The organism is Gluconobacter aidae, from assembly GCF_009547075.1.
Taxonomy (GTDB): domain Bacteria; phylum Pseudomonadota; class Alphaproteobacteria; order Acetobacterales; family Acetobacteraceae; genus Gluconobacter; species Gluconobacter aidae.
In genome coordinates, this window is record NZ_WIPH01000036.1 from 1 (window position 1) to 22,316 (window position 22,316).

The following is a 22,316-nucleotide window of genomic DNA, read 5'->3' on the forward strand; positions in this document are numbered from 1 at the left end:
CCAAGCGCTTCTGAATCGTAGGCAGCGTCGAAGCCACGCGGCTTGCGGCTGCCACGATTGACCGTGACCATGATCTTGAACGACTTGCCGGGGTGCTGAAGCGCAGTGTCGCGGCCAAAGCTCAGAATGAGCAGCTTGAGGCCATCTACCGACTTCGCCTCGACGATGCGGCGCTCACCAAGCTGGGACATGAGCGCCATCGTGGTGCTGGTAAAATAGCCCTCACGTTTTGCGGTAGCGGGCGTCGCACTGAGCGTAAAGAAAGCCATGTCGGTCTCCGGATATGACAAAGGCCGCCTCGCGGCGGCCTGGAAGAACTGTGACGAAACGAGGTGGGATCAGAAGACGTATTCGGCGCTGCCGAAGACTTCCTGCCAGGGGCTCCGGCTCGTGGAGTGACAATCGGACACCGGATCATAAGACCCCGATCTGAACTGCTTTCGGATGTTGTCGACAGTCGTCTGCGCGGCATCATCCAGCGGATTGTCGCAGTTGACCGATACGGACCCGTAAGAGGATTTGCGCACACGGAACGTGTGCTTTGGCAGCGCAGCTTTCAGGAGACGGCGGATGTTCTTTCCTGCCAGCACGCCGCTCTGGTCCGACCCCTGCTCCAGATGAGCGTATTCGGGATCGGCGCGCAGACGCTCGATTTCAGCCGCATGGGCCGCGGCAGCCTGATCTTTCCGCGCCTGTTTTTCAGCACGGCATGCTTCGGCATGAGCGTGCAGCTGCGCAATTTCCTCCGGGCCAGCCTTGGGCTCGTCGTGGAAGATCGTCCACTGCACGCCGTGCAGAATGCTCTCGGGCAGCTTCTTGCTGATACTTCCGCAGGCAAAGACGATATCAAAGCTGGCACTGCCTCCCGCCGCGATGAAGCCACCAGCAAGGCGTCTGATTGTCTCTGGGCGAGGCGTGCCATGGACCGCAGACACGACACCCCGGCCTCTGTTGTACAGGATGGTGCTGACGCGGGTGCCTACGGTGACAGTCGGGTGTTCGGACATGCTGATCTCCTTCTCTTCATGTCTCTTCAACTGTCCTCTCCGGGGTCAGGGCCTGACTGGCGGGGCAAGGGCGACGCGTCAGCGGCGGTCCCGCAGGCGTCAGCCGAGGACACCACCCCTTGCGGCGACAGACAGGCTCTGGCACCCCGCCCCTCTCTCCTCCTTCTTTTTCTTTTTTCTTCGCTTCTCGCCCTCGCGCGGGCAGGCTCTTCCCCTGTGAACCCAGGCACCGTCTCACTGCACGAAAAAGGGCGGAGCCATGCTGACTCCGCCCTTGAAAATCGTAACCGGTTCGTCCAAGTTCAGAGGTGAGCCGTGAGGGGCTTCGGGAAAAAACACCTCACGGCCCGGTTTACCTTAAGTGATTTACTCGGAGAGGCTCTTCAGTGCGGTGGCAACCGCCTGAAGGGTCTTCTTCGTTTTACGAAGGATCTTCGTAAACCACTTACGGTCCACCACGATCACGAAGATCATGGTTTCCCCTTTCACTCTGACGACTGTGGGCAAAGCGACCCCCGACCCACATCCGGTTACGATTTTCGGGGGCCGCGACGTCTGAACCGTAACCTGAACAGACGTTTCGTCACGCGGACTCATCAGGCGGCCCCGATCTCCTGTTGTGCCAGATCAGGCGTTCCACGCAAGTCTGTCGCGAAACGCTCTGTCATCAAGCCGCCTCAGACCCGAAGGATCTCCAGCCGCCCTCCCATGGCGGCCTGCATGGCCACCAGTTCCTGCGGCACCACGAGGTCCGGCTTTTCTACTGGCTCATCCTCCATGACGTCTGGCTCGCCAACCTCTTCCCCGCCTTCGTTGTCCATCACGTCTTCCAGACCCTCTGGATCAGCACACTCAAGGTCGTCTTCATCCTCGTCCTCCAGTCTGCTTTCAACTGCAGCCCATGTCGCACGGCGAGACTGGTTTTTCCGAACCTCGTCCGCCCAGACGCCAGTCGCCTGCGCAAAGCCTGCGGCCTCCGGAACCCAGTGCCCGTCTCCCACGGCGTTCAGCAAAGCGGCCCGCATCTCTTTGCCTGTGTTGAGTGGCGCAAGCCCATGTGCCTGAACCGCCTTGGTGATCCCGGGCTTGCTGTAGGTCTTCAGGAAGTCCTCATCGGCCATGCTCGGCATGTGGGTATCCGCGTCGAACAGACAGCCCAGCAGTTCCGCTGCCATGCCCGAACCGGAGTGCATGCTCACTTCGCAGTTCATGAAACCACCGAGGCTTTCCAGCGCGTGGCGACGGATGAGCGCCTCATCACGCACCAGCTCCCCCTCCGGGAACAGCTCTTCCATTGCGGTTTTCACCGCGTTCTCATAAGGCGACCGGCCTGATGAACCGTAAATATGGACGTTATTGGCATTCAGTGCGAGCAGCAGGCCGGCCACCAGATCCCACGGATCGGCATCTTCACTTTTCGCTTCCAGCGCCTTCTTCAGCGCGAGAGTCCGCACGGAGCCGATCATCTTCAGACCCGTGCCGGAGATGTCCGCGCGCTCTTTCTTTGGGGGTGGCGTCTGCTCCACCACACGCGCTTCGGAGCGAACGGTTTCTTCACCCGTGTAGCGAAACTTCCGCTCTTCGATTTTCAGGGTACTCCGATTGAGCCAGTAGCCGACAACATCGGTCTCCTGCTCGCCCATCCAGTACGCGACGGAGTTGTAGCCCTGAGGGCGCAGGGGAGATCCGTACTCGTCCGTCTCAATCGCAAGTGTGCCTTCAGGGCGATGCTCGGCAATCCAGTCTTCCTGCGCCGCCCGAAACGCCGTGGCATCCGTGACGTAGCGATTATCCTCACTGCCCTGCCCGAACAGATCTTCGGTCCAGACGACGCCATGCTTTTGCGCCAGCGCATCGTCAAACCGGGCATCCCGCGCATACCACTCGTCCTGACGCAGGTGCCAGGTGAAGTCACGCCAGTTCACGATATCCTCCGGATCCTCGGCGTTGAGACGATATCCGGCCGGATCCTCTCCTTCCTCCACGCTCTCGGCAAACATCTCAGCCCAGGCAGCGGCCTGCTCCTCCAGAGACGACAGAGCCAGAGTCCGACGCTCTTTCTGGTCCGGGCCACGGCCAATTTCGATGGCGTGCAGGATTGGCGGATGCAGCTTCGCGAGCAGGGTCAGTCCACGGAGATAGGCAGGCGTGATCATCAGCGCCATGCACAGCTGCTGATCCGTATAGCCAAGCTCTTCGCGCATTCGGGTTACGGCACGCCACTGGTCCGGCTCGGTCATGCCCTCACGGATCATGTTCTCACTGGCTGCCGCCAGATCCTCCAGACCATTATCGATCTTCGTCACATGGACCTGAATTTCCGTCAGACCCGCATAGATCGCTGCTTCCGTCCGTCGATGGCCCGCAATGATCATCAGGCTGCCGTCACCGAGCTCACGCACGCGCGGCGGATGGACAAGCCCGACTGCACGGATATTCAGCGCAAGCTGGCGAATGCTCGCCTGGCCGGACGTGGTCTGGCGGGGATTGTTCGGATTTGCGATCAGGATGTTAGGATCGACAAGGCGCAGTTCGTCCATGATGGGCTCCAGTGATGTCGTAAGGGTGTCGAAAAGGTATCGTGGGGGAGACGTCAGGCGGTCAGGCTGTGCGCGAGGTGGGAGACCACACGCTCGATATGCTCGACCTCAAGCTGTCGCGTTTCCAGCGTCAGCGTGGCCGTGCCGTAAGACCCGTCTTCATCGGTGTCGTAATCGGCCTGCACGCGCCGGATAACGGTTTCGACGCAGTGCCAGACCACAAGGTCAAAGCTGTTCGGAAACAGAGGGGCAATCGTCTGGTCAGGTCCAAGCGCTGCAACGGCCTTCTCAAGGGACAGGTCTTCGAACAGATCCGGACTGTCGTCCGCTGTCACATGAAGCGTTGTCCACCAGCCTTCCTTGGCCTCGTACTCAACTTTGACCGCCTTCACGCCATGCGCCAGCATCGCGTCAAAGATCAGCGTCAGGTTTGCTCTGAGCGCCACTTCGGCCGCGGGTTGTCCTGTCGGGTCTGACACGCCTGTCTCCTTTTTTCTGTCGTGATGATCTCGGCGCGGGCACGGGGCGTGGCTTCGCGCAAGGCCGCGCGTCAGCGCGCCCGGCCTGAGCCTTGCGCGGAGCCGCGACCTGTGGCGGCTCCCTCTCTCTTTTCTGTTTGTTTTCCTGCCCCCTTCTCTTCTTCCCGAGGCAGGCAAGGCGGTGGCGGTTCAGTCGTAAAAAGGCAGCGTCTCGTCGATCGACCCGTCCCGATCGAAGTGGATGTAATGGCAGTTCTGCTCCCGCGCCCGCACCATCAGGGCAGCCAGTTCGGGAGACACATCCTGCGGGACGTCCTCCGCCTCAGTGGGCACATGGATCATCCAGCCATAAGGCCCACCAAGGCAACTTCGCCCTGCCGTGCCCCCGCTGCTGAGATAAAGCTCGCACGCATCGCGCTCTGCGAGCGGAAGATGCCCGGTGCTGAGATCCAGGTGTCGGCAGACGAAGCCTGCGGACGTCGGAAGAACTTCGCTCATGTCCGGGCCTCCGGCCGGACAATGAACGACGTCAGACAACTGCCTCCTGTCCAGCGATCCATGGTCAGCATCATCTCGACGCCCTCAAGCGTTTGCGCAATAGTCCCATTCCGGCGGCCCCGTTGCAGATCCTCCGGGGTAATTACGGGCGGCGCGTTGCGGTCCACGAAATCGGCTTCCGCGCAGGTCGCATCCTTGTATGGCCCGTGCCAGTCATTCCCGTTGACGGGATAGCTGTCCACGGTGCGCAGAAGGGCCTCACCATTCGGATAGGTGAAAATCTCCACGTTCACACCGCACAGAACCTTGGAAATGATGGCCTTGTCCTTTCGGCTCATGCCGCGCGCTCCACGAATGGGGTCAGGCCTTTCATGATGGAGTGTCGCTCGTGACATGGTCCATGGACTGTCGCCCGGTTGTAAACAGGCGCATCATCCAGATCGGAGTATGCCAGAAAAATGGCCGCATCCTTCGGGTCGCGCAGCAGGTTCAGCCAGGACCACACCGGAGTTTCGCCTGTCCTCTCCGGAGCCTTAATCGTCGAGAGCTCGTCCACACGCTTCTGGAGCCACGCGGAAACCGGCCCCTTGCGAAGCGCGAAATGTCCCGTGCAGGTCATGCCCCGATCCAGAAGCGCCTGCGCACCCACAGCGTCCCGCAGAACGTTCCGGCACTTACGAATATAGGTTTCTGCCAACGTGTCACTGACCCCGGAAAAGCGCATACCGCCCCCCTCACAAGCCGCCGCATACGTGACCACCTGACGCATGATCCGCCAGTCCTGCCCTGCTCCGATCAGGGACCAGCTTCTCACCCGGACAGAACCCCGTCCCTCATAGAGATTATTGTCTCCACCCAGTTCCATCAGCAGATACTGATCGGCATAAAAGCTGCTATCCGCGACATGAGGGCGCAGGGTTTCTGCGGGAATTCGTACGGCAGCGAGGTCATAGACGATACGATAGGACATGCTCTCTTCCTCTGATGTCTCTTTCAACCTCTCCGCGGATGCAGGGGCTGCCCGGTGCGGCAAGGCCGCGCGTCAGCGCGCCCGGCCTGAGCCTTGCCGCACCGGGCGGGCCATGCCCGCCCCTTCCCCCTCTCCTTATGCTGCCGCTTCTTCTTCCTCTCCTTCTCCCCCATTGTCGTTGACGCTCAGGCTCTCCATCGCGGCCAGCGCCTCGGCGGCCTCCGCCTCCCGACGCGCTGTATCCTCGGCCAGATCCGCCTCCAGAGACGCCATTTCTTCTTCCTTCTCCTCCAGAAGTGCGGCCTCGCGGAACGGCATCCCGTCACGGGCGCGGTAGCCGGGCAGCTTGCGCTCCGTCTCGGCAACTACACGCTGTGCATCCGCAAGCTCGCTATCGAACCGCAGCAGGGTGTTCTCGATGCGGGCGATGAACCCGAGCGGCGCGGTGTCGTGATCGAAGTCGATCCCGATCATCCGGTCCTCAGCCACGATGGCGATGGTCGCGTCCCATTCCGTCTCACCCATGAAGGTCGAGCTCCAGGTCTCACACACCAGCTCGAACCCGCCGATCTCGCCGAGTTTCCACCGGCCTTTCTGCTCGGCACGTTTGGCGGTGCGCGCCTGACCCATCAGCCACCTGCCGGCATCCTGCCGCTCGGTCATCACATCCGACTTGCGCACAAGCTGGAACGCCTCCCCCCGTGTCGACTGGCGTTTCGCGATATCCGCCCGGATTTTCGGAATAACGGCTTCGGCCACCCTCTGATCACGCTCGGCCCGCTCGATCGCGCGACGCACGTTGAACTGGTCGTCGTAATGGGCGGCTTTGAGACGACGCAGACGGGCCAGCTCTGCTTCCAGTCCTGCCTTTTTCATCAGGCGTTCGTCGCCCGAGGCCAGGGCCTTCGCCATGGCAAACTGGTTCGCACTCTCGCCGATATCCTCCAGACGGCGGATCGACCGGTCTCCCGACATGGCCAGACACAGGAAGCGCTGCTTGCGCTCCAGAAGCTGCCAGTTCGTGGCATCCACCGAGCCTTTCAGGGCATAAGCGTAAATCTGGATGACCGGGTTCTGGTTGCCCTGGCGTTCGATCCGTCCCTCACGCTGGATGATGTCGGCCACCAGCCAGGGCACATCCAGATGGTGCAGGGCAATCAGACGCTGTTGTGCGTTCACGCCCGTCCCCATTGTCGCACTCGAGCCGATCAGGATGCGTTTGCGCCCGGAATTGAGATCCCGGAACAATCCCTGCTTGGCGGCACTTTTCTTGTAGTGCTGCATGAAGGCGATCTGCTCGCGCGGCACACCCATCCGCATCAGCTCGTCGCGGATCCACAGATAGGCCGAGAAGCCCCGTTTCTCCAGCGCGGCTTCCGTACCCAGATCCGAGAAGATCATCTGCACGGCCCCGGGCAGATCATACGGCTTGCCGGTATCGGGATCGGTGTAGCGGTTTTCGCGCGTCGCCTTCCAGATGTCGAAGACCCTCGCGATCATGACGTTCAGCTTGTTGCTGGTGTCATTGTCCTCCGAAGGTCGGACAAAGCGCAGATCAATCGCGGCATGACGCGCATCGTTGATCACGGACAGGATGATATCCTCACCCTTCTGCGGCTTGCCCTTGCGCTCCTCGATCACCTTGATCCGCGCTTCCAGCTCCTTCTGGTAATCGCGGAAGGCGGGTCCGCTGTCTGCGACGATGATCTGGCGGCTGCCCGTGGCGATTTCAGGCAGCTTCACATACTGGCGCAGGTCGTCCTGCTGCACGACGTCCGCGAAATGCCGGTACATGGCCATCAGATCGGCCACGTTCACGAACTCCGCAAACCGCGTCACAGGCTTGTACAGCCCGCTCGGCTGAAGCTCGAGTTCGGTGCGGGTCTCCCCGAAATTCGCGGCCCACGCATCGAACTCGTGCAGGCCACGCTCGATCAGGGCGTCGATCTGCTGGAAGCGCTGCACATTGTACATCTCGCCCAGGGTGTTCGTAATCGGCGAGCCCGAGGCCATGACCAGCTCGCGACCGGGGTTGAGACGGCTGAGATAGCGGGCCTTGACGTACAGGTCCCAGGCCCGCCCACTGCCGTTCGGATCGACCCCTTTGAGGCTGGACTGGTTCGTACCGAAACTCAGCTTGCGGAACTGCTGCGCTTCATCCACGAGGATCTGGTCGATGCCAATCTCGCCGAGATGCACCAGATCGTCCTTGCGGCTGGCCAGCCCCTCCAGTTTGGCTTCCATCCCTTCCTTCATGCGCTCGATGCGCTTGCGCGACACGCGATCATCCTTGTCCACATCGCACAGCAGGCTCTCGTAAGACGCGATCTGCGCCTCGATCATCGCCTGCTCAAACGCGGTCTCGACCGGAATGAACTTGAAGGCATCATGCGTGATGATGATCGCGTCCCACTGACCCGTGGCCGCACGGGCGAGAAAGCGCTGGCGCTTCGCCTTCACGAAATTCGTCTCGTCCGCTACCAGGATCTTCGCGGTCGGGTAGAGCATCAGGAACTCGCGGGCCATCTGTGCAAGACAGTGTCCCGGCACCACAACCATGGCCTTCGAGATCAGGCCAAGACGGCGCTGCTCCATGATGGCCGCGCACATTGAGAAGGTCTTTCCCGATCCCACCGCGTGGGCCACGTAAGTGTTTCCCGTGGCGATGATGCGCCAGACCACCCGCTTCTGGTGGGCGCGCAGCTGGATCGTGGTGCTGGCCCCGGGCAACTGCAGATGCGAGCCGTCAAAGGCGCGGGGGACGAGGTTGTTGTAGGTGTCGTTATACAGCCGCACCAGACGCTCGGCGCGCTCTGGATCCTGCCACACCCAGGTCTGGAAGGCTGTCTTGATGGCGGCGAGCTTTTCCTTGGCGGCCTCGGTCTCCTGCGCATTCAGCTGCCGGTGCTCACCGTTCTCGTCGCGCCAGGTGTCCCAGATCTGCGGAATGGCCTGATTGAGCGCATCCTCGATCAGTTCGCCTGCGGGACGGCGTTCGGTGCCCCAGACGGACGTCGCCTCGGCCTTCCCCCGGAACGGTCCCTTGTCCAGGGTCCAGGACGCCACCTCTTTGGTGTGCCACACGCCGGCTTCGACCCCGATCACCTCGGCGATGAAGCCCTCGATGTCGGCGGCCGGGATCCACGGCGCGCCCAGACGGGCTGTAATGTCACTTGGCCGTAGATCCTCGGGCTGGGCCTCTTCCAGCGCGGCCACGGTGCGGGCAAAGCGGGGATCGGTCTCAGCGGCCTTGCGGGCGTCTGCCAGCTTCGTGCGCACGGCTCCTGACAGCGCCTCGTCGGCTGGCACCCAGACGTCGCGTCCGGGCTGGCTGCGTCCGGCATCGAGGTAGATGGCACTGCCCAGTTCGGCGATAACCTCGTCCTCGGACCGCCCCAGCAGTTCGGCAATGCGCGGGATCTCCACCACACCCGTCTCGTGCAGGCAGACCGCAAGCGCGTCATGGGCGCTGTGGACCTCCGGCTCCAGCGTCGCCTGGATCACACGCTCGGAGAACAGCGGCCCCTGTGCGCCGACCTGTCGGTCCTCGTCGTACTCTTCGATCGAGCTGACCAGCCAGACGTCCGGATCGTCGTAGAAGGGCTGGAGGTTCGGACGCCGCTGCGTCGTGCTCTCATCCCCGGTTTTGGGATCAACACGCGTGCTGGTGATTGTCAGGTTGATCGGCCCGAACTGTCGCACAAAGGACTGATAGGCGCGCTTGAGTTCGGCCTGGAGCGCACTGTAAGGCAGGTTCTCCACCTGGGCGCGCAGGACCGCGCGTGCGGCATCACGGACCGGGATCAGACCTTCGATGATACGCGCGTGTTTCTGGAAAATACCGTCCTTCTGCTCGCCTTTCTTGACCTGCACCGGCACCGACTGGCCGTCAACGATCTGGTGCAGGGCCCCCTTCTCGATCAGGTAGCTGCCTTCCTTGAGGCTGGCCCCCTCCCCTGCCGTACCGACATCTACTCGGCGGCTTGCGCGTATAGCCTCGACGTCGAGCGTCTGTGGCATCGGGAAGCGGGCCAGCGCGGCGAGACGGGAGAGTGAGCGTGGCAGGGCATCGTCGAGCACCAGCATCGGGTTCGCCGTGCAGGTGTATTCTGGCCCGAACTGTCCGCTCGTCCAGCCGTGCCGCCCCAGCACCTGCTGACCGTTCTCCGCAAAATAGCGGTTGATGCTGAGCGGGCCTTCACCCTCGTCTGTGTCCGGCAAGTCAGTGACCTCAAGCCAGGCGGTCCCGCCCGAGCTGTCCCCGATCTCGCGACGACGCAGGACCAGCACGTCCACGACCACGTCCGTTCCGGCATCATCGCGCATCGCGCCAGCCGGCAAGCGAACCGCACCGACCAGATCAGCCGTTTCGAACAGGTGCCGGCGCGCAGTCGGGTCGCGCTTGTCCATCGTCCAGCGTGACGTCACGAACAGCCCCATGGCACCTGGGCGCAGCCGGGAAACGGAGCGCGCGATGAAGTAATCATGAAGCGACAGGCCAAACCGCCCCAGCTCGTCCGTGCCGCGCACAGTGCGGTTACTGAACGGCGGGTTGCCAATCGTGAGGTCGAACTGCTCGGCAATCTTCGCCGTCGTGAAGTCCTCTGACCGGACCCACTGGTTCGGAAACAGCTTGCGGGCGATGCGCGCCGTCAGAGGATCGTTTTCGATCGCCGTCCAGGCCGTCTTCGGGGCAAGTTTCTCCGGGATCGCGCCCATGAACAGACCCGTGCCACAGCCCGGCTCCAGCGCACGTCCGCCGCGGAACCCCATCTGCGCCACCAGATCCCACAGCGCATGCACGATCAGTTCCGGCGTGTAATGGGCGTACTGCGTGGCCCGCGCCAGTCCGGCCCGCTCCTGCTGGCTCGTCAGCGTCTCAAGCTGCACCCCGATCTCTTCCCAGCCCTGACGGAAGGCTTCGCCCGGACGGGGGAACAGGCTGTTGGCGAGCTCCCCGGCTCCAAATCCCGTAAACTTCGCCAGCAAAGCCTGCTCGGACGGCGTTGCATTGCGCCCCTCGGTCTCCAGTTCGCTCACGAGACGGATGGCGGCGAGGTTATCCCGCGCCCGCGCTTTCCAGCCTTGGGACAGGTCGCGCGTGCCACACAGGCGAAAGTCGATCTTAGGCGCCACGACCGGGGCGGCAGCGGCTTCTTTCGCGAGGGAGGCGGCCTCGTCGAGCGCACGATCCCCGGGCAGGTCGCCCCAGAACAGGGTGTTGCTGCCGCCACCCAGGGCGGAGGTGTCGAAAAAGCTGAGCTGGGTCTTGCTCATGGGAGAAACTCCGGACAAGCGGCAGCGCCCGGTGCTGCGCGGGGGCAGACCGGGGGGCCGGAAAACAAACAGGATGGGTTTGGGCGAAAGGCGCTCAGGCCTTCCGGGTCAGGTCACAGCGGACCGAAGCGCAGGGAGATCTGTTCGCGCTCACTGTGAGACAGACGCGACAGGGCCTCACGGTGATAGGGCGATCCCTGACGGGCCTGGCGCGCGACCTGCCACCAGGCATTCTGGTCCGAGCAGGTCACGCCGCGCAGCTGTGTGTCAGCGTGCTCCGGGCCGCAGCCTTCGAGAATGGTCCAGCCCTCGCGGTGGGCCTGAACCAGGCTGAAATTCTGTGTGGGGGTTGGGCGTGTGAGGGCCATGACGGGCATCGTCTGCTGTCTCCTTTCTGACCCTTTCCGGCGAGCGCGGCGTCGTTCTGTGCCGCAAGGGCGACGCGTCAGCGTCGGGACCGCCCGGCCCGCAGCGCCAGCGAGGACACGGACGGACCCACCCCTTGCGGCACAGAACGATCCCGTGGTGCCTCCCCTCTCGCTTCTTTTTTCTCTTTTTCCGTTCTCGCCTTCGTCTGTTGTGACCTGCGCTGGAACGGTCAAGCCAACACAATTTCGTTTTCAGAACGGATCAGGGAACTGTTAGCGTCGGGTCCAGTAATAGACATATCGACTTGAAGTCATGACCTGTGCACCCCATGTATAGGGCACTTCCAGAACCTTGAGGGACATTTATGACTGACCTGACCGAAACCCCGACACGCCCTCATGCTGATCTCATGCCGCTTACGGCCGACATCGTGGCCGCCTATCTATCGCAGAACGAACTCTCCGCCGACCAGCTACCTGCGTTGATCCGGAGCGTGCACGACGCCCTCGCCACCCCAGCCACGGCCGAGCCTGTCGCGGAAGAAGCCCCGACCCCCGCCGTGAACCCGAAGCGCTCCGTGTTTCCGGACTACATCATCTGCCTGGAAGACGGGAAAAAGCTGAAGATGCTCCGCCGCCATCTCAAGACGGCCTACAACATGACGCCAGATGAGTATCGGACCCGGTGGGGCCTGCCGAGCACGTATCCAATGGTCGCCCCGAACTATTCCGAGAAGCGTTCATCCCTGGCACGCGAGATCGGGTTGGGCTCCACCACCCGCGCCTCTGCGCCGCAGGAGCCCTCCCCTGAGGAAGAAACCCTTCCTCCGGTAAAGAAGCTTCCCGAGAAACGTCGCGGCCGTCCGGCTCGCGCCTGACACTACACTGGCCCTTCTCCGGAGCCGAAGGTTCCGGCCGGGAGGGTCCAGTCCTCGGTTAGAACGGTCCTCAACGCACCGTCTGACAGAAAAGCAGCGACCAGATCGGGGCAGGACCGGGCCGCCTGATAGGCCCTCCCCTCGGAAGACAGCTCGTCAAGCCCTCTGGCCCGCTTAATCGTGCAGCCGAAGTTCTTTTCATATCTGACCAGTTTCGCAAACCTGTTCGCATCCATCCATTTCAGGGTAGCGAACTGGTCTGCATTGCCGAAGATACAAAACGCGCAGGACAGGCGCGAAAATCCGGCCTGATAGGGATAGGCTGGCATCACGCGCCAGCGTCTTAAGATAGCCCAGACTTCAGCCTCAACCCAGGCATGCACGGGCCTCCAGTGGTCGACATGCCGACGACGCCGCGTCCCGTTTCTCGTGTCGGTGCGGTGAGGCTCAAAGGCCGCATATCGAGCCCGTGCGGGACTCTCTTCAGCACGCTCGCCTGTCACGACCAGGGTACGGCGGTTGAGGAACCGGTCCTGTCCGCGAACGGCACGATCGGCTACGTCGACTTTGAGGCTTGCCGAACACCAGCGCACAGATAAACTGGCCGAGACCTGGGGAAAGCGCATACGCGTTCCCATTGGCCCCTGCCCTCCTGCTCTGATGGTCCCGTCAGGCGTTTCGAAGACAACCGGAGCTATGGGCGCATTGTCCCGCAGCATTTCGCGCTCGAAGCCACCCTCGCGCCAGGAGCGGTAGAGCGGCAGGCTGAAATCCCGCGCCAGGGCTGCGACATACGGGCCTGTGGAGGGCCAGTCCATGAAGGGCCGCCCTGCCCCATCCACCTCGTGATGCCAGAGCTCGATACGTTCGGCCGGAGCACCGGATTCCAGCAGGGCGAGCAGACAGGCCGTGCCGTCCTTGCCTCCCGACACGGCGACAATGATGCGCTCATAGGACGCGAGATCCGGGCTCATGAGGTCCACCGACTGACAGGCGCGCCTGTCCGAACCGAGCGGCACATCAGAGCGTGGGCGATCGGGCGTTCCCGCAGCAGCAGCGGCTTTTCATGGCGACCATCCCAGGTCAGTCCCTCACAACGTGTCAGCAGTCCCATTTGGACGGCGGCTTCGTCGCGACAGGCGCACACACGCTCATTGCCACCGGAGCTGCGGCGGCACGGCTCATCCGCAGGAGCGCCGCAGCCCGTGCAGGCAATCGTCAGTGCCGGATCACCGTCTTCCCAGTGCGTGTTGCAGCGGCGGCAGGTTGTGGGCTCCTGCGTGTCGGTCCAGCGCATCGGAGGCCGGCCACGGGGGGTTGGGACATAGGGAAACTGGTAGCGTCGCATGATGCTCGATCCATCTCTGGTTCTTCAAACATCCTTGCGACGGCCTGTTGGTCGCCCGCGCTGCAACAGTGCCGCGCAGCGGCAGGATCGGCGTCACCCGCACCCACGCGCAGGCGGCGCAGCCGGCGAGCATGGGAAGGACTGACGCCGACCCACCTGTTGCAGTGCGGGCGGCTGACAGGCAGCGGTTCTCTCTTTCGATCCCCTTTTTTCTATTCAGCAATTTCACATCTCTTTAGTTGACAGCTGTCAACTGGTCTCGTTAAATGCGGTCATATCACCTCTCTGCGCGTCATACCGCATCTGGCGCAACATTTCGCACCCAAAAGAAAGCCGACGTGCATGTCCTCTCCAGCTAATATCAATCCAAACCTGGCCAGCGGCGTAGACGAATTACTCTCGCAGCAAGCACGAGCTCTCTCTGAGCGTCTGCAGGCGCATCGGCTTGAACTCTTTCCCCCCAATGCCTCAAAGACACTTCGGTCGTTCCAAATCGGAGAAGTCGCCAAACTGTTGGGCTTGGCGCCTGGATATTTGCGGAATTTAGCACTTGAGGGGAAGGGCCCGCTTCCTGCCATCGGCAACGGTGGCCGGCGTCACTACACAGCCGAGCAGATATCCGACTTGCGTCGTTATCTCGATCAGAACTCACGCAGCCAGAAGCGATATGTTCCTTGCCGTAGCGGAAGCGAGGGCCTGCAGGTTATCTCGGTTGTTAACTTCAAAGGTGGAAGTGGAAAGACCACATCCGCAGCTCACTTAGCACAGGGTCTCGCGTTGGACGGCTTGAGAGTTTTGGCGATTGACCTTGACCCTCAGGCTAGCCTTTCGGCGCTACATGGCTTTCAGCCAGAGTTCGATGTCCATGCGAATGAAACATTATATGGAGCCATTCGCTATGATGACGAGCGGCGTCCACTGTCGGATCTCGTACGCAATACGAACTTTCCGGGATTAGATATCGTACCAGGAAACATTGAGCTCATGGAGTTCGAATATGAGACGCCTCGACTGTTGGCGTCTTCTGACCAAGCTGGCGCAATCTTTTTCTCACGTGTCGACGAAGCCCTCCAGGACGTCGAGGAGAACTACGACGTAATAGTCATCGATTGCCCGCCTCAGCTTGGCTATCTCACCATGTCTGCTGTGTGCGCGGCGACAGGGCTTCTCGTAACTGTGCACCCCCAAATGCTAGACGTAATGTCGATGTGTCAGTTTCTGCTCATGATGGGCGACGTAATGACACATCTGCGCGACGCCGGTGCAAACGTGTCTTATGACTGGGTCCGGTATCTTCTTACGCGTTACGAACCTTCTGACGGCCCCCAAACGCAGATGTCGGGATTCATGCGGACGGTGTTTGGGGATCACGTTCTCACCAATCCGATGTTGAAAAGCACCGCTGTCTCTGACGCAGCAATCACCAAGCAGACGCTGTTCGAGATCGAGCGTAAGCAATTTACCGGCTCAACCTACGATCGTGCGCTCGAATCTGTAAACGCAGTTAACGGCGAGATTAGGGACCTGATTTTTAGGGCGTGGGGTCGCAAAAGCTGACCTCCAGGCAGGGGGGCGCCGAAGTTGACAGCTGTCAACTAATGGCTGGTCGCGTCAAAAGTTGGCAGCTGTCAACCAAAGTGCGCGCCAATTCAGATTTCGCAGAACTTCTGCACGAAAACGCAAATAGGAAACGAGAACAATGGCAAGAAAGCATAATCTGGGTAGTCTGGTCTCCGCGCAATCGTCGGCTCCGAGCAAAACGCAAGCGCCCTCACCGACATCGCTATCAGGGTCCTACCGCAGTAGCGGAGCACTTGGGTCGGTAGCAAAGAGCCTTGGGTCTCTTCGCCAAAAGGCAGACGAAGCCGCTGAGCTAGAAATTCTCCTAAAGACAGGAGCAACCATCATCGAACTCTCGCCAGACCTCGTCGAGACGTCCTTTGTCTCAGATCGTATGCCTGGCAATGAGGAGGCATACCTTCAGCTACGAGACGCGATTAAGAGCACAGGACAGCTCTCTCCAATTCTGGTCCGCCCGCACCCCACTAAAGCGGGTCATTATCAAACCGCTTATGGCCACCGTCGTCTACGCGCTTGCCGTGAGTTGGGCTTGAGTGTCAAAGCCGCAGTGAAGGAGCTATCGGACCACGACCTCATTATCGCTCAGGGGCAGGAAAATAGCGCGAGGGCAGATCTCTCCTTCATTGAGAGAGCGACATTTGCCCACAGCCTCCTTAAACGAGGATATGAACGCTCTACAATTATGACTGCCCTCAGCACCGACAAAACAACGCTATCGCGTATGCTCTCGGTGTCTGAAGCTATTCCGCATATCTTAATTGAGTGGCTTGGACCTTGTCCGACTATTGGCCGCCCACGCTGGCAAGAGCTGGCCGAAAGTCTCAAGGCGTCGCCAAATCAGACATCGTGGGAAACGTTTATCGGGGCTTCCGGCAAAACGGAGGATGTAGATAAATTCGCCGAGCTACTTGATCAGGTTCAGGATCGAGCAAGGCAAGCGCGCCAGTTAGAAAAGCAGAGCATTAAGCCGGTGACTAAAGCTGCTCCAACGGCGAGTTGGGTGTCGACCGACAAAGTCCTCACGATCGATCTGGAGGCAAAAAAGCGGGCCACAAATCTTGTATTCAAATCGGCTGATGCGTCAGAGTTTGCAAGCTTTGTTATGACTGCAGTTCCTGATCTTTATGAGCGGTTTAAAGCACAGACAACCGAAAAGGATAAAGCCAAGAACTAGGAGGAAACGGGAGGCGGGGAGGGCGATAATACGAGCCCTCGCTCGGTTACAGCGACCTTTGCAGAACGATAAGCGGCGAGGGCAAGCCCCAAAGGTTCCTTGAACTCAGCCTTAAATGATTTGAGAGTTTTAAATTCGGTTCCGAACTGCTTCCACAGCGAACCCCAGCCTACAGGGGTATCCCCTTGCAGGGCATGTAATCGGAAAGCTAACCACAGATACGCATCGATAGCTCTTGGCGAGTTCTGTATGTCACGAATGGCCGCGCGGTCGATAAGAATGGGATGCCTTCGCAGCTCCCGATAGAAGGCCTCCGACAACACGACTGTTTCAATCATGCGAGTGTTTCTTTTCGTTCTGGGGTCTACCTTCCCAACGTAACGAAAAGACTCAACGAGACGTTCATTGACGACAACGCCTTCGCGGTCGTTTCCAAATTTAAAGTCAACGGTGCAGGTCGCCAGCCTTTCGATTTGCTCGACCAGTTTTTTGCTAATAGGACCTCCGCGACTAAGCCCCATCCTTTTGAGTAAAGACGCAGGAGATTTTGCTAGCGAGATTTCCCGTGACCCCGTTTCAAGAGCCTCGGACTGCCAGTCGATCAAGAGCAACCTAGCGATTGTCCCGCACGGAACTGACAGTTTTTCAGTTGAATCGTCATCTCGCAGTCGAACACCTGGTCGAACTAGCAACTGAGCAAAGTCCGTTTTTATTAGCCAGTCTTCGCCTGGTTTTCGTTCTCGGTGGGGAAGACCGGCAAGACACCATGCGCTATAACTATAACCTATTGAACTGCCACCCTCGATTTCGCGAACCAAAGATGAGGCGGCAGCGTCTACAATCTTACGCCCGGATCTGCCTGCAACGACGTCAAGTATCGGGTCAGTCAGAGCTGATGCTTCGCTATCTTTTTCTAGCGAATGGCTCTGAGCGATTTTGATAGCGTCTTGAGGGCCATGTACTTCCACCAGTTCGTGGATTGATCTGAACAGATCGTGCTGTGACTTAGCGTTAGAGTGCATAATGCGATTTCCAGCAGATCCTCAATAAGCTCAGAAACACACATCATCAGGGCCTTGTCGATGTGTTCGTTGCTTTCCCTCCTAGATGTGTTCGGTGCCTACCTGCGTCACGTGGCGTGGTTGTGTTTCTTGCCGACTTAACAATAAAAAATTATATTGTTATTATATTGTTTCGTCGGCAGAGAACACGTTGATAACTCCGTAACCCACTGAAAAAACGTCTTGTTTTTTTTCTCCAAATTAGCGCCGTAGGCAGAAAACACTTCACCGATCTTGGCTTTTAACGCGAACCGTCTGAAAAAAACCGTGCCGGTAGGCAACGAACACAGGGAAAACCCTGCCGCCTGCGGAAAGCATTAAACACAACTTGTGGCGGTTTTTCATGGTCGGGAACGAACACATCGACAGCGGCGCACGATTCGATGGTAGGCAGTGAACACATCTGACGGTGTGAAACAGATAGTCGCCTTCAGCTAGCATGACGTCAAAACCGGCTGCGCCCTGGATGCTTGGTCATGGCGTCCTCGACCTCGATATATTTCTCCACGACGCCGAAGGTTTGGTGGCGCGAGAAACGCTTGAGCGAGACCAGATCCGTGCCGTCACGAGCTCCTGTGGTGATCGCTCCGCGTCGTAGGCTGTGCCCGCTGAAATCGCCTGTCACTCCCGCATCCAGGCAGCGCTTCTGAATGATGCGAGCCACAGACCTGTCAGACAGCGCCTCTGACCCCATGGAGGGCAGTGCAGGGGGCTGACCGGCCTCGGCGGCAGGCGGAAGCCACACGCGTCGAAAAACCGGTCCCTTGGCCTCTTTCAGTCTGGCCGCGCGTAGCCAGGCCTCGTAAGCCCGGACCGGGCAGAGACCGGTAATCCCCCTCGGGATCGCCACCTCGACACCCTGACCGGTGCGATCGCCCTTTGAGCGGTCCAGCCGGATCCGCATTCCGTCATCATCGAGCGCCACGCTTTCTAGGCACAGCGCCGCCACTTCGGACCGTCGGAGGGCGCCGGCAAAGCCGAGCAGAAGAATGGCCTTGTCCCGAACGCCCACCAGTTCATCCGTATCGATCTGCTCGATGACCTCGCTCAACAGATCCCAAGTCAGCCCCTTGACCTGACGGGACGCGCTTTCCGTTGACGTCCTGCGGATACCCGCAACCGTTTCGGACACCAGAGCATGGGAGGTCGGGACGGGAACCTGAGCGATATGGTGCAGATACCGCAGTGCGGCACGGTGCAGATCCACCGTCGCGGGCCGCTTCTTCTGCAGCGCAAGATCAGCCAGATAGGCGGCAACATCCTCGCTGCGGGCGGGCAGAGCAGGGAGCCCATGTCCTGCCGCCCATGCGCACCAGGAGCGCACGGCCGAGCGATAAGTCCGGCGTGTGTTCACTGCCTTCGCCGCCCGGGAATAGGTCTTCGAGGCGCGCTCCGCCGTGACCAGCGTTCCGTCATAGTCGGGCAGAGCCTCGTCGGTCAGGGCATCGAACCACTGCAGGACGGCGCCAGACTGCTGACCCAGAGGAGAGGCCAGCGGCGCCAGCGTTGCCGCCTGCGATCCCGCTTTGCGCCGTCTGGCGGCCTTCGGCCTGAGCCAGGCGACGAATACCGGTTCTGGTTCGAGATCCAGAGCAATCGCCAGTTCGTGCCCGGAGGGCAGGGCCGTCAGATGGGCACTGGCGATGGCCAATGCCTCTTCAGCCGTCTCGACATCTGTCGACAGGACCGTGTCTTCGGCAAATTCGTTGTCGCGGTATTCGATGCCCCGAATGACCAGAGAGAGACGGGGGGAGAAGCGACCGGTCGAGAGAAGCGCCACCGCTTCTGTCAGATCGCCGGCAGGAAGCTGCTGCCGAGTCTTCTGGTCCAGCCGGTCCAGGACGGCCTCACGGGCAGCCTTTGCCGAGCCTGCGATGTGAAGATGGCTGAGCATGAACGCCTCCGCGAAACCAGAACCTGGCTTCTGATAGCATGAAGCCGGGGCAGGGCAGAGAGGAGAACAAACCCTGTCCAATGCAGACCGGAAATGTGTTAACGAAGACTGAATGCCGATCCGACCGGAACTGAAAGCGCTTTACCCTCCCAACTGGCCCGAGCTGAGCCGACAGGTGCGGTTCGAGCGGGCAGGGGGTGTCTGTCAGCGCTGCGGCCGGCCGCATGGACATCGCCTTCAGGTGCTACCGGGTGGCCGGTGGAAGCATCCGGAGACGGGGCACTGGTTCAATGGCCGGGGCAGGCGGATCTCGCCTCCGGATCTGATCGAACATCTGCAAATGCGACAGACGAAGGTGGTTCTGGCAGCGGCGCATCTGAATCATGATCCCACCAGCAACCGGCTGCGCAATCTGCGTGCGCTGTGTCAGCGCTGCCATCTGCTGCACGACCGGATGTATCATCTGGCTCAACGACGCCTGACCTTGCGACGGCGCCTGGCGCTCGGGGATCTGTTCGAAGGTCTGTATCGGGCCGGGGTCCCGCCTCTGGGCCTGTAACGGGTCAGATCAGGCAGCCGTCTGGAATGCGACGGTAGCCTTCAGCCGGCCGGGGGAAGGGGGCTGCTTCCTATCGCTCACCGATCAGATGTTCAATGTGCGTAACATGCCCGGCCCTGACGCCAACGCGCGTCTGCGCCTGCCGCACGAATTTCCGGTTCAGCTCGCGGGCCAGCGTTTCGCCGTCCTTGATCGGCACAACATTGTAGGTTCTGATTGCCCAGGAGATGTCGCACTGCCAGTCGGTATGACGGCTGCGCGTATGCCACTGCTTCATGGCCTGGTCTCCGCACTGCGCCGCTTCGGAGTGGCTCCAGCCATTCACCTCTGCCATCCAGGCCAAAGCAGCATCCTGCCTGCCCTCGGTCATGGTCTTTCCCCAGTGACGCACGCCATGGCAGTCAGGGCAGAGGGAAATCACCCCTTTGAGGGTCTGGATCCGCCGCTCGTCGTCATACGCCCACCCCTCGTCAGCTTCGACCGGCCATTGGGGACCCCGTCCTCCGCACACCCGGCAACGGGACCCGGAGCGGGCATAGGCATCCTTCCGGATGCGGTTCCAGTCTTCGGGCGCCAGGAAGGCGCGCAGATTAAAGCCCCACAGAGCCTGCGGCACCATCCATGGTCGGATATAGGGAGGCTTGCGGTCCGGCCGATACCGGTAAGGGACGAACGACAGGAGAGCGTCGAGCTTGTCCTGCTGCGCCATCCAGCACTTCTGCTCCCCGTTGAACGTGGCACCGCCCCGGGCTGCTTCCTTACGGCGCTCAAACGGAACGCAAAGAGGAATGAGTGTCGTCAAGGCAATCACCACAAAAGGGACGGCCGAGCATGGCCGCCGTGGAAGAAAGAAATGTCGATGCGCTCGGGATATATCCCGTCAATGCTGATGGGACGACCCCGGATCATTCTCCCGCTTCGGGGCCACCCTCGCGTTTCCCTCAGTCGCGTCAGCAGAACTGTCCTCCGGCCGCAGACTTTTCGAAGAGGCCGTGCGGCTGCGCGCCTCCGCCATGAGGCGTTTCACGCGCTCGACTGCCATTGCACCACCATGCTCCATCGTGTTCATCGGCTTTCTCCGTTCAGAATGTCAGCTCCAGGCCGGGCACCTGCCCTGTGAAGAGGACACTAGCTGGCCCGTTTGTGAGTGCAGACCGGAAGAGCCCGATTTCCATGGCGCTGCCGGCTTCGTTGTAGTAATGTCGCTACATAAGAAACAGGAGCCTCCCGAGATGACTGTCACCACGTTTTCCAGTCGTGAGTTCAACCAGGACACGTCCCGGGCGAAAAAGGCTGCCGTTGAGGGGCCTGTCTTCATCACCGACCGCGGCAAGCCGGCGCATGTTCTGCTGAGCATCGACGACTATCGCCGGCTGACCCACAGACCGCGAAAGATCGCGGATGCACTCGCCCTGCCTGGTGCGGAAGACATCGAGTTCGATCCGACGCCCATGACCCTAGGCCTGCGTCCCGCGGACTTGGGCTGATGTTCCTGCTGGACACGAATGTTGTTTCCGAACTGCGAAAGGTGCGGGCGGGCAGGGCCGACCCCAATGTCGCCAGATGGGCAGAGCAGGTGGAGGCCGAGACCCTGTTCCTGTCTGCCATCACGGTCATGGAGCTGGATGTCGGCGTCATGCGGATCGAGCGCAGGGATCCCGCCCAGGGAAGCGTCCTGCGGAACTGGCTGGAGAACTACGTTCTACCCGAGTTTTCGAAGCGGGTGCTTTCCGTCGATCTGGCGGTCGCCCGCCGCTGCGCTCACCTGCATGTTCCGGATCCGGGCCCGGAGCGCGACACCCTCATCGCCGCGACCGGCCTGATACATGGCATGACGGTCGTGACACGGAACACCGATGATTTCCGGCACTCCGGAGTGCCACTCCTCGACCCATGGAAAGCACGGCCTGACTGCAACAGAGGAAAACACCATGCCATTATACCATGGGTCTAAATGCGACATTTAGTAACTAAGTTGAAACAAACTCGATGAACAAAAACTCAAACAAATACGAGATTGCTTACAACTATTCACTCAAGAAAGAATCTGACCCAATAGTGGTTTTTACTCCTCCTAATGGGCATCCACGTTGCGTCAAAGCACCTGAACCATCATCAAGACCCAAATACTGATTGAGTGTAAGATTGGGGTGATGATCTTGAATGCGAGCCTCGTTTAATCCTGACAGCATTGCTGCTGTAATAAGAACATTTTTTGGGGAGGGTCCTATGTTAGCAGAACTTACACCATCAATGGTTATAACATTTCCATTCATAGCGCCACCTTGAACGAATCCCATTTCCACTTCGCTGATAGTACGCATAGATGTTCTCCATTTGAGGAAAAATATGTTAGACACACAAAAGCCAGAGACACAATATGTTTCTAAAAAATTTCTCAGTAGGTATATTCAAACCAGTGATGCATTCATGATTAAGACACATTATGTGAGATAGAAGATGAAACATGCGGCGATTTTCCCCGCAGATACGAATGCTTTCTTAATGCAGATATTAATTGTAGCGTGGTCTTAATTTACAGTTCTTCTTCGGCGGAACGCAGGCGTTGATATTTCGTTCGACGTGAGTCCGCTTGGTTCTGTGGCTGTAATAACTCAGGCCATAGATGACTTTTTCCCCCTAGAGGTTTAGGCCACGTTGACAAAAGATCCAATCCAGAAT

General features: G+C 60.1%; 21 protein-coding genes and 1 pseudogene. 6 read left to right on the top strand and 16 right to left on the bottom strand.

Going from position 1 to position 22,316, the window contains the following annotated elements; genetic code table 11:
* The 9 genes and pseudogenes from GFJ39_RS11735 to GFJ39_RS11775 form a co-directional block, all read right to left on the bottom strand.
* Nucleotides 1-269 (bottom strand): annotated as a pseudogene (locus GFJ39_RS11735) (hypothetical protein); the annotation flags it as partial.
* Nucleotides 270-338: 69 nt separating this feature from the next.
* Nucleotides 339-1,007 carry a hypothetical protein gene (locus tag GFJ39_RS11740; protein WP_153431509.1) on the bottom strand — a complete coding sequence of 223 codons (669 nt, stop codon included), beginning with the start codon at nt 1,005-1,007 and terminating at the stop codon, nt 339-341.
* Nucleotides 1,008-1,684: 677 nt separating this feature from the next.
* Nucleotides 1,685-3,547 carry a ParB/RepB/Spo0J family partition protein gene (locus GFJ39_RS11745; RefSeq protein ID WP_153431510.1) on the bottom strand — a complete coding sequence of 621 codons (1,863 nt, stop codon included), beginning with the start codon at nt 3,545-3,547 and terminating at the stop codon, nt 1,685-1,687.
* Nucleotides 3,548-3,600: 53 nt separating this feature from the next.
* Nucleotides 3,601-4,026 (bottom strand): hypothetical protein, encoded by a 426-nt coding sequence (locus GFJ39_RS11750; protein ID WP_325062933.1) that lies wholly within the window; start codon nt 4,024-4,026, stop codon nt 3,601-3,603.
* A 189-nt stretch (nt 4,027-4,215) separates the two neighbouring features.
* Nucleotides 4,216-4,524 (bottom strand): DUF5983 family protein, encoded by a 309-nt coding sequence (locus GFJ39_RS11755; RefSeq protein WP_153431511.1) that lies wholly within the window; start codon nt 4,522-4,524, stop codon nt 4,216-4,218.
* Nucleotides 4,521-4,862, bottom strand: a complete 342-nt coding sequence (locus tag GFJ39_RS11760) for a hypothetical protein (protein WP_153431512.1) — start codon at nt 4,860-4,862, stop codon at nt 4,521-4,523. Before GFJ39_RS11760 ends, GFJ39_RS11755 begins: the two co-directional genes overlap by 4 nt.
* Nucleotides 4,859-5,494: a hypothetical protein gene (locus tag GFJ39_RS11765; protein ID WP_062106915.1), complete on the bottom strand. Its 636-nt coding sequence runs from the start codon at nt 5,492-5,494 to the stop codon at nt 4,859-4,861. The genes GFJ39_RS11760 and GFJ39_RS11765 overlap by 4 nt, the downstream gene beginning before the upstream one ends.
* A gap of 135 nt (nt 5,495-5,629) precedes the next feature.
* Nucleotides 5,630-10,771 carry a DEAD/DEAH box helicase family protein gene (locus GFJ39_RS11770; protein ID WP_153431513.1) on the bottom strand — a complete coding sequence of 1,714 codons (5,142 nt, stop codon included), beginning with the start codon at nt 10,769-10,771 and terminating at the stop codon, nt 5,630-5,632.
* 113 nt (nt 10,772-10,884) lie between these two features.
* Nucleotides 10,885-11,148 (bottom strand): hypothetical protein, encoded by a 264-nt coding sequence (locus tag GFJ39_RS11775; protein ID WP_141353760.1) that lies wholly within the window; start codon nt 11,146-11,148, stop codon nt 10,885-10,887.
* Between the two features lie 356 nt (nt 11,149-11,504).
* Here GFJ39_RS11775 and GFJ39_RS11780 point away from each other — a divergent pair, with 356 nt between their 5' ends.
* Nucleotides 11,505-12,017 (top strand): MucR family transcriptional regulator, encoded by a 513-nt coding sequence (locus GFJ39_RS11780; protein ID WP_153431514.1) that lies wholly within the window; start codon nt 11,505-11,507, stop codon nt 12,015-12,017.
* 2 nt (nt 12,018-12,019) lie between these two features.
* Here the strand turns inward: GFJ39_RS11780 and GFJ39_RS11785 are convergent, their stop codons facing one another.
* Together GFJ39_RS11785 and GFJ39_RS11790 are read right to left on the bottom strand one after the other, a co-directional pair.
* Nucleotides 12,020-12,991, bottom strand: a complete 972-nt coding sequence (locus GFJ39_RS11785) for a phosphoadenosine phosphosulfate reductase domain-containing protein (RefSeq protein ID WP_153431515.1) — start codon at nt 12,989-12,991, stop codon at nt 12,020-12,022.
* The gene (locus tag GFJ39_RS11790) at nt 12,988-13,365 is read right to left on the bottom strand and encodes a hypothetical protein (RefSeq protein ID WP_034954418.1); all 378 of its coding nucleotides are present in this window, start codon (nt 13,363-13,365) and stop codon (nt 12,988-12,990) included. The genes GFJ39_RS11785 and GFJ39_RS11790 overlap by 4 nt, the downstream gene beginning before the upstream one ends.
* A 342-nt stretch (nt 13,366-13,707) precedes the next feature.
* Between GFJ39_RS11790 and repA the strand changes: the two genes are divergently transcribed.
* Complete coding sequence (gene repA, locus GFJ39_RS11795; RefSeq protein WP_153431516.1) at nt 13,708-14,922, top strand: plasmid partitioning protein RepA; 1,215 nt, start codon at nt 13,708-13,710, stop codon at nt 14,920-14,922.
* 142 nt (nt 14,923-15,064) lie between these two features.
* Nucleotides 15,065-16,120, top strand: coding sequence for a plasmid partitioning protein RepB (gene repB, locus GFJ39_RS11800; RefSeq protein ID WP_153431517.1), 1,056 nt, complete (start codon nt 15,065-15,067; stop codon nt 16,118-16,120).
* Here repB and GFJ39_RS11805 read toward each other — a convergent pair.
* Entirely contained in the window at nt 16,117-17,142 is a 1,026-nt protein-coding gene (locus GFJ39_RS11805) for a replication protein RepA (protein ID WP_153431518.1), read from the bottom strand. The two genes, repB and GFJ39_RS11805, sit on opposite strands and share 4 nt — an antisense overlap.
* 484 nt (nt 17,143-17,626) lie before the next feature.
* Complete coding sequence (locus GFJ39_RS11810) at nt 17,627-19,075, bottom strand: site-specific integrase (protein ID WP_153431519.1); 1,449 nt, start codon at nt 19,073-19,075, stop codon at nt 17,627-17,629.
* A 112-nt stretch (nt 19,076-19,187) separates the two neighbouring features.
* Here GFJ39_RS11810 and GFJ39_RS11815 point away from each other — a divergent pair, with 112 nt between their 5' ends.
* Entirely contained in the window at nt 19,188-19,634 is a 447-nt protein-coding gene (locus tag GFJ39_RS11815) for a hypothetical protein (RefSeq protein WP_153431520.1), read from the top strand.
* A gap of 70 nt (nt 19,635-19,704) precedes the next feature.
* Here the strand turns inward: GFJ39_RS11815 and GFJ39_RS11820 are convergent, their stop codons facing one another.
* Both GFJ39_RS11820 and GFJ39_RS11825 read right to left on the bottom strand, forming a co-directional pair.
* Entirely contained in the window at nt 19,705-20,445 is a 741-nt protein-coding gene (locus GFJ39_RS11820; protein WP_325062934.1) for a hypothetical protein, read from the bottom strand.
* Nucleotides 20,446-20,514: 69 nt separating this feature from the next.
* Nucleotides 20,515-20,703, bottom strand: a complete 189-nt coding sequence (locus GFJ39_RS11825) for a hypothetical protein (protein WP_153431521.1) — start codon at nt 20,701-20,703, stop codon at nt 20,515-20,517.
* Nucleotides 20,704-20,866: 163 nt separating this feature from the next.
* On the opposite strand from GFJ39_RS11825, the gene GFJ39_RS11830 reads away from it, so the two are divergent.
* Nucleotides 20,867-21,121: a type II toxin-antitoxin system Phd/YefM family antitoxin gene (locus GFJ39_RS11830; RefSeq protein ID WP_062499699.1), complete on the top strand. Its 255-nt coding sequence runs from the start codon at nt 20,867-20,869 to the stop codon at nt 21,119-21,121.
* Complete coding sequence (locus GFJ39_RS11835) at nt 21,121-21,588, top strand: type II toxin-antitoxin system VapC family toxin (RefSeq protein WP_153431522.1); 468 nt, start codon at nt 21,121-21,123, stop codon at nt 21,586-21,588. Before GFJ39_RS11830 ends, GFJ39_RS11835 begins: the two co-directional genes overlap by 1 nt.
* A 73-nt stretch (nt 21,589-21,661) precedes the next feature.
* On the opposite strand, the gene GFJ39_RS11840 is transcribed toward GFJ39_RS11835, so the two are convergent.
* On the bottom strand, nt 21,662-21,958 hold the full coding sequence (locus GFJ39_RS11840; RefSeq protein ID WP_153431523.1) for a hypothetical protein: 297 nt from the start codon (nt 21,956-21,958) through the stop codon (nt 21,662-21,664).
* Nucleotides 21,959-22,316 lie beyond the last annotated feature (358 nt).

Coding starts and splice junctions, on each gene's coding strand:
- GFJ39_RS11740 (WP_153431509.1), bottom strand. CDS start 1,007: ATGTCCGAACACCCGACTGTCACCGTAGGCACCCGCGTCAGCACCATC.
- GFJ39_RS11745 (WP_153431510.1), bottom strand. CDS start 3,547: ATGGACGAACTGCGCCTTGTCGATCCTAACATCCTGATCGCAAATCCG.
- GFJ39_RS11755 (WP_153431511.1), bottom strand. CDS start 4,524: ATGAGCGAAGTTCTTCCGACGTCCGCAGGCTTCGTCTGCCGACACCTG.
- GFJ39_RS11760 (WP_153431512.1), bottom strand. CDS start 4,862: ATGAGCCGAAAGGACAAGGCCATCATTTCCAAGGTTCTGTGCGGTGTG.
- GFJ39_RS11765 (WP_062106915.1), bottom strand. CDS start 5,494: ATGTCCTATCGTATCGTCTATGACCTCGCTGCCGTACGAATTCCCGCA.
- GFJ39_RS11770 (WP_153431513.1), bottom strand. CDS start 10,771: ATGAGCAAGACCCAGCTCAGCTTTTTCGACACCTCCGCCCTGGGTGGC.
- GFJ39_RS11775 (WP_141353760.1), bottom strand. CDS start 11,148: ATGCCCGTCATGGCCCTCACACGCCCAACCCCCACACAGAATTTCAGC.
- GFJ39_RS11780 (WP_153431514.1), top strand. CDS start 11,505: ATGACTGACCTGACCGAAACCCCGACACGCCCTCATGCTGATCTCATG.
- GFJ39_RS11785 (WP_153431515.1), bottom strand. CDS start 12,991: ATGAGCCCGGATCTCGCGTCCTATGAGCGCATCATTGTCGCCGTGTCG.
- GFJ39_RS11790 (WP_034954418.1), bottom strand. CDS start 13,365: ATGCGACGCTACCAGTTTCCCTATGTCCCAACCCCCCGTGGCCGGCCT.
- repA (WP_153431516.1), top strand. CDS start 13,708: ATGTCCTCTCCAGCTAATATCAATCCAAACCTGGCCAGCGGCGTAGAC.
- repB (WP_153431517.1), top strand. CDS start 15,065: ATGGCAAGAAAGCATAATCTGGGTAGTCTGGTCTCCGCGCAATCGTCG.
- GFJ39_RS11805 (WP_153431518.1), bottom strand. CDS start 17,142: ATGCACTCTAACGCTAAGTCACAGCACGATCTGTTCAGATCAATCCAC.
- GFJ39_RS11810 (WP_153431519.1), bottom strand. CDS start 19,075: ATGCTCAGCCATCTTCACATCGCAGGCTCGGCAAAGGCTGCCCGTGAG.
- GFJ39_RS11815 (WP_153431520.1), top strand. CDS start 19,188: ATGCCGATCCGACCGGAACTGAAAGCGCTTTACCCTCCCAACTGGCCC.
- GFJ39_RS11825 (WP_153431521.1), bottom strand. CDS start 20,703: ATGAACACGATGGAGCATGGTGGTGCAATGGCAGTCGAGCGCGTGAAA.
- GFJ39_RS11830 (WP_062499699.1), top strand. CDS start 20,867: ATGACTGTCACCACGTTTTCCAGTCGTGAGTTCAACCAGGACACGTCC.
- GFJ39_RS11835 (WP_153431522.1), top strand. CDS start 21,121: ATGTTCCTGCTGGACACGAATGTTGTTTCCGAACTGCGAAAGGTGCGG.
- GFJ39_RS11840 (WP_153431523.1), bottom strand. CDS start 21,958: ATGCGTACTATCAGCGAAGTGGAAATGGGATTCGTTCAAGGTGGCGCT.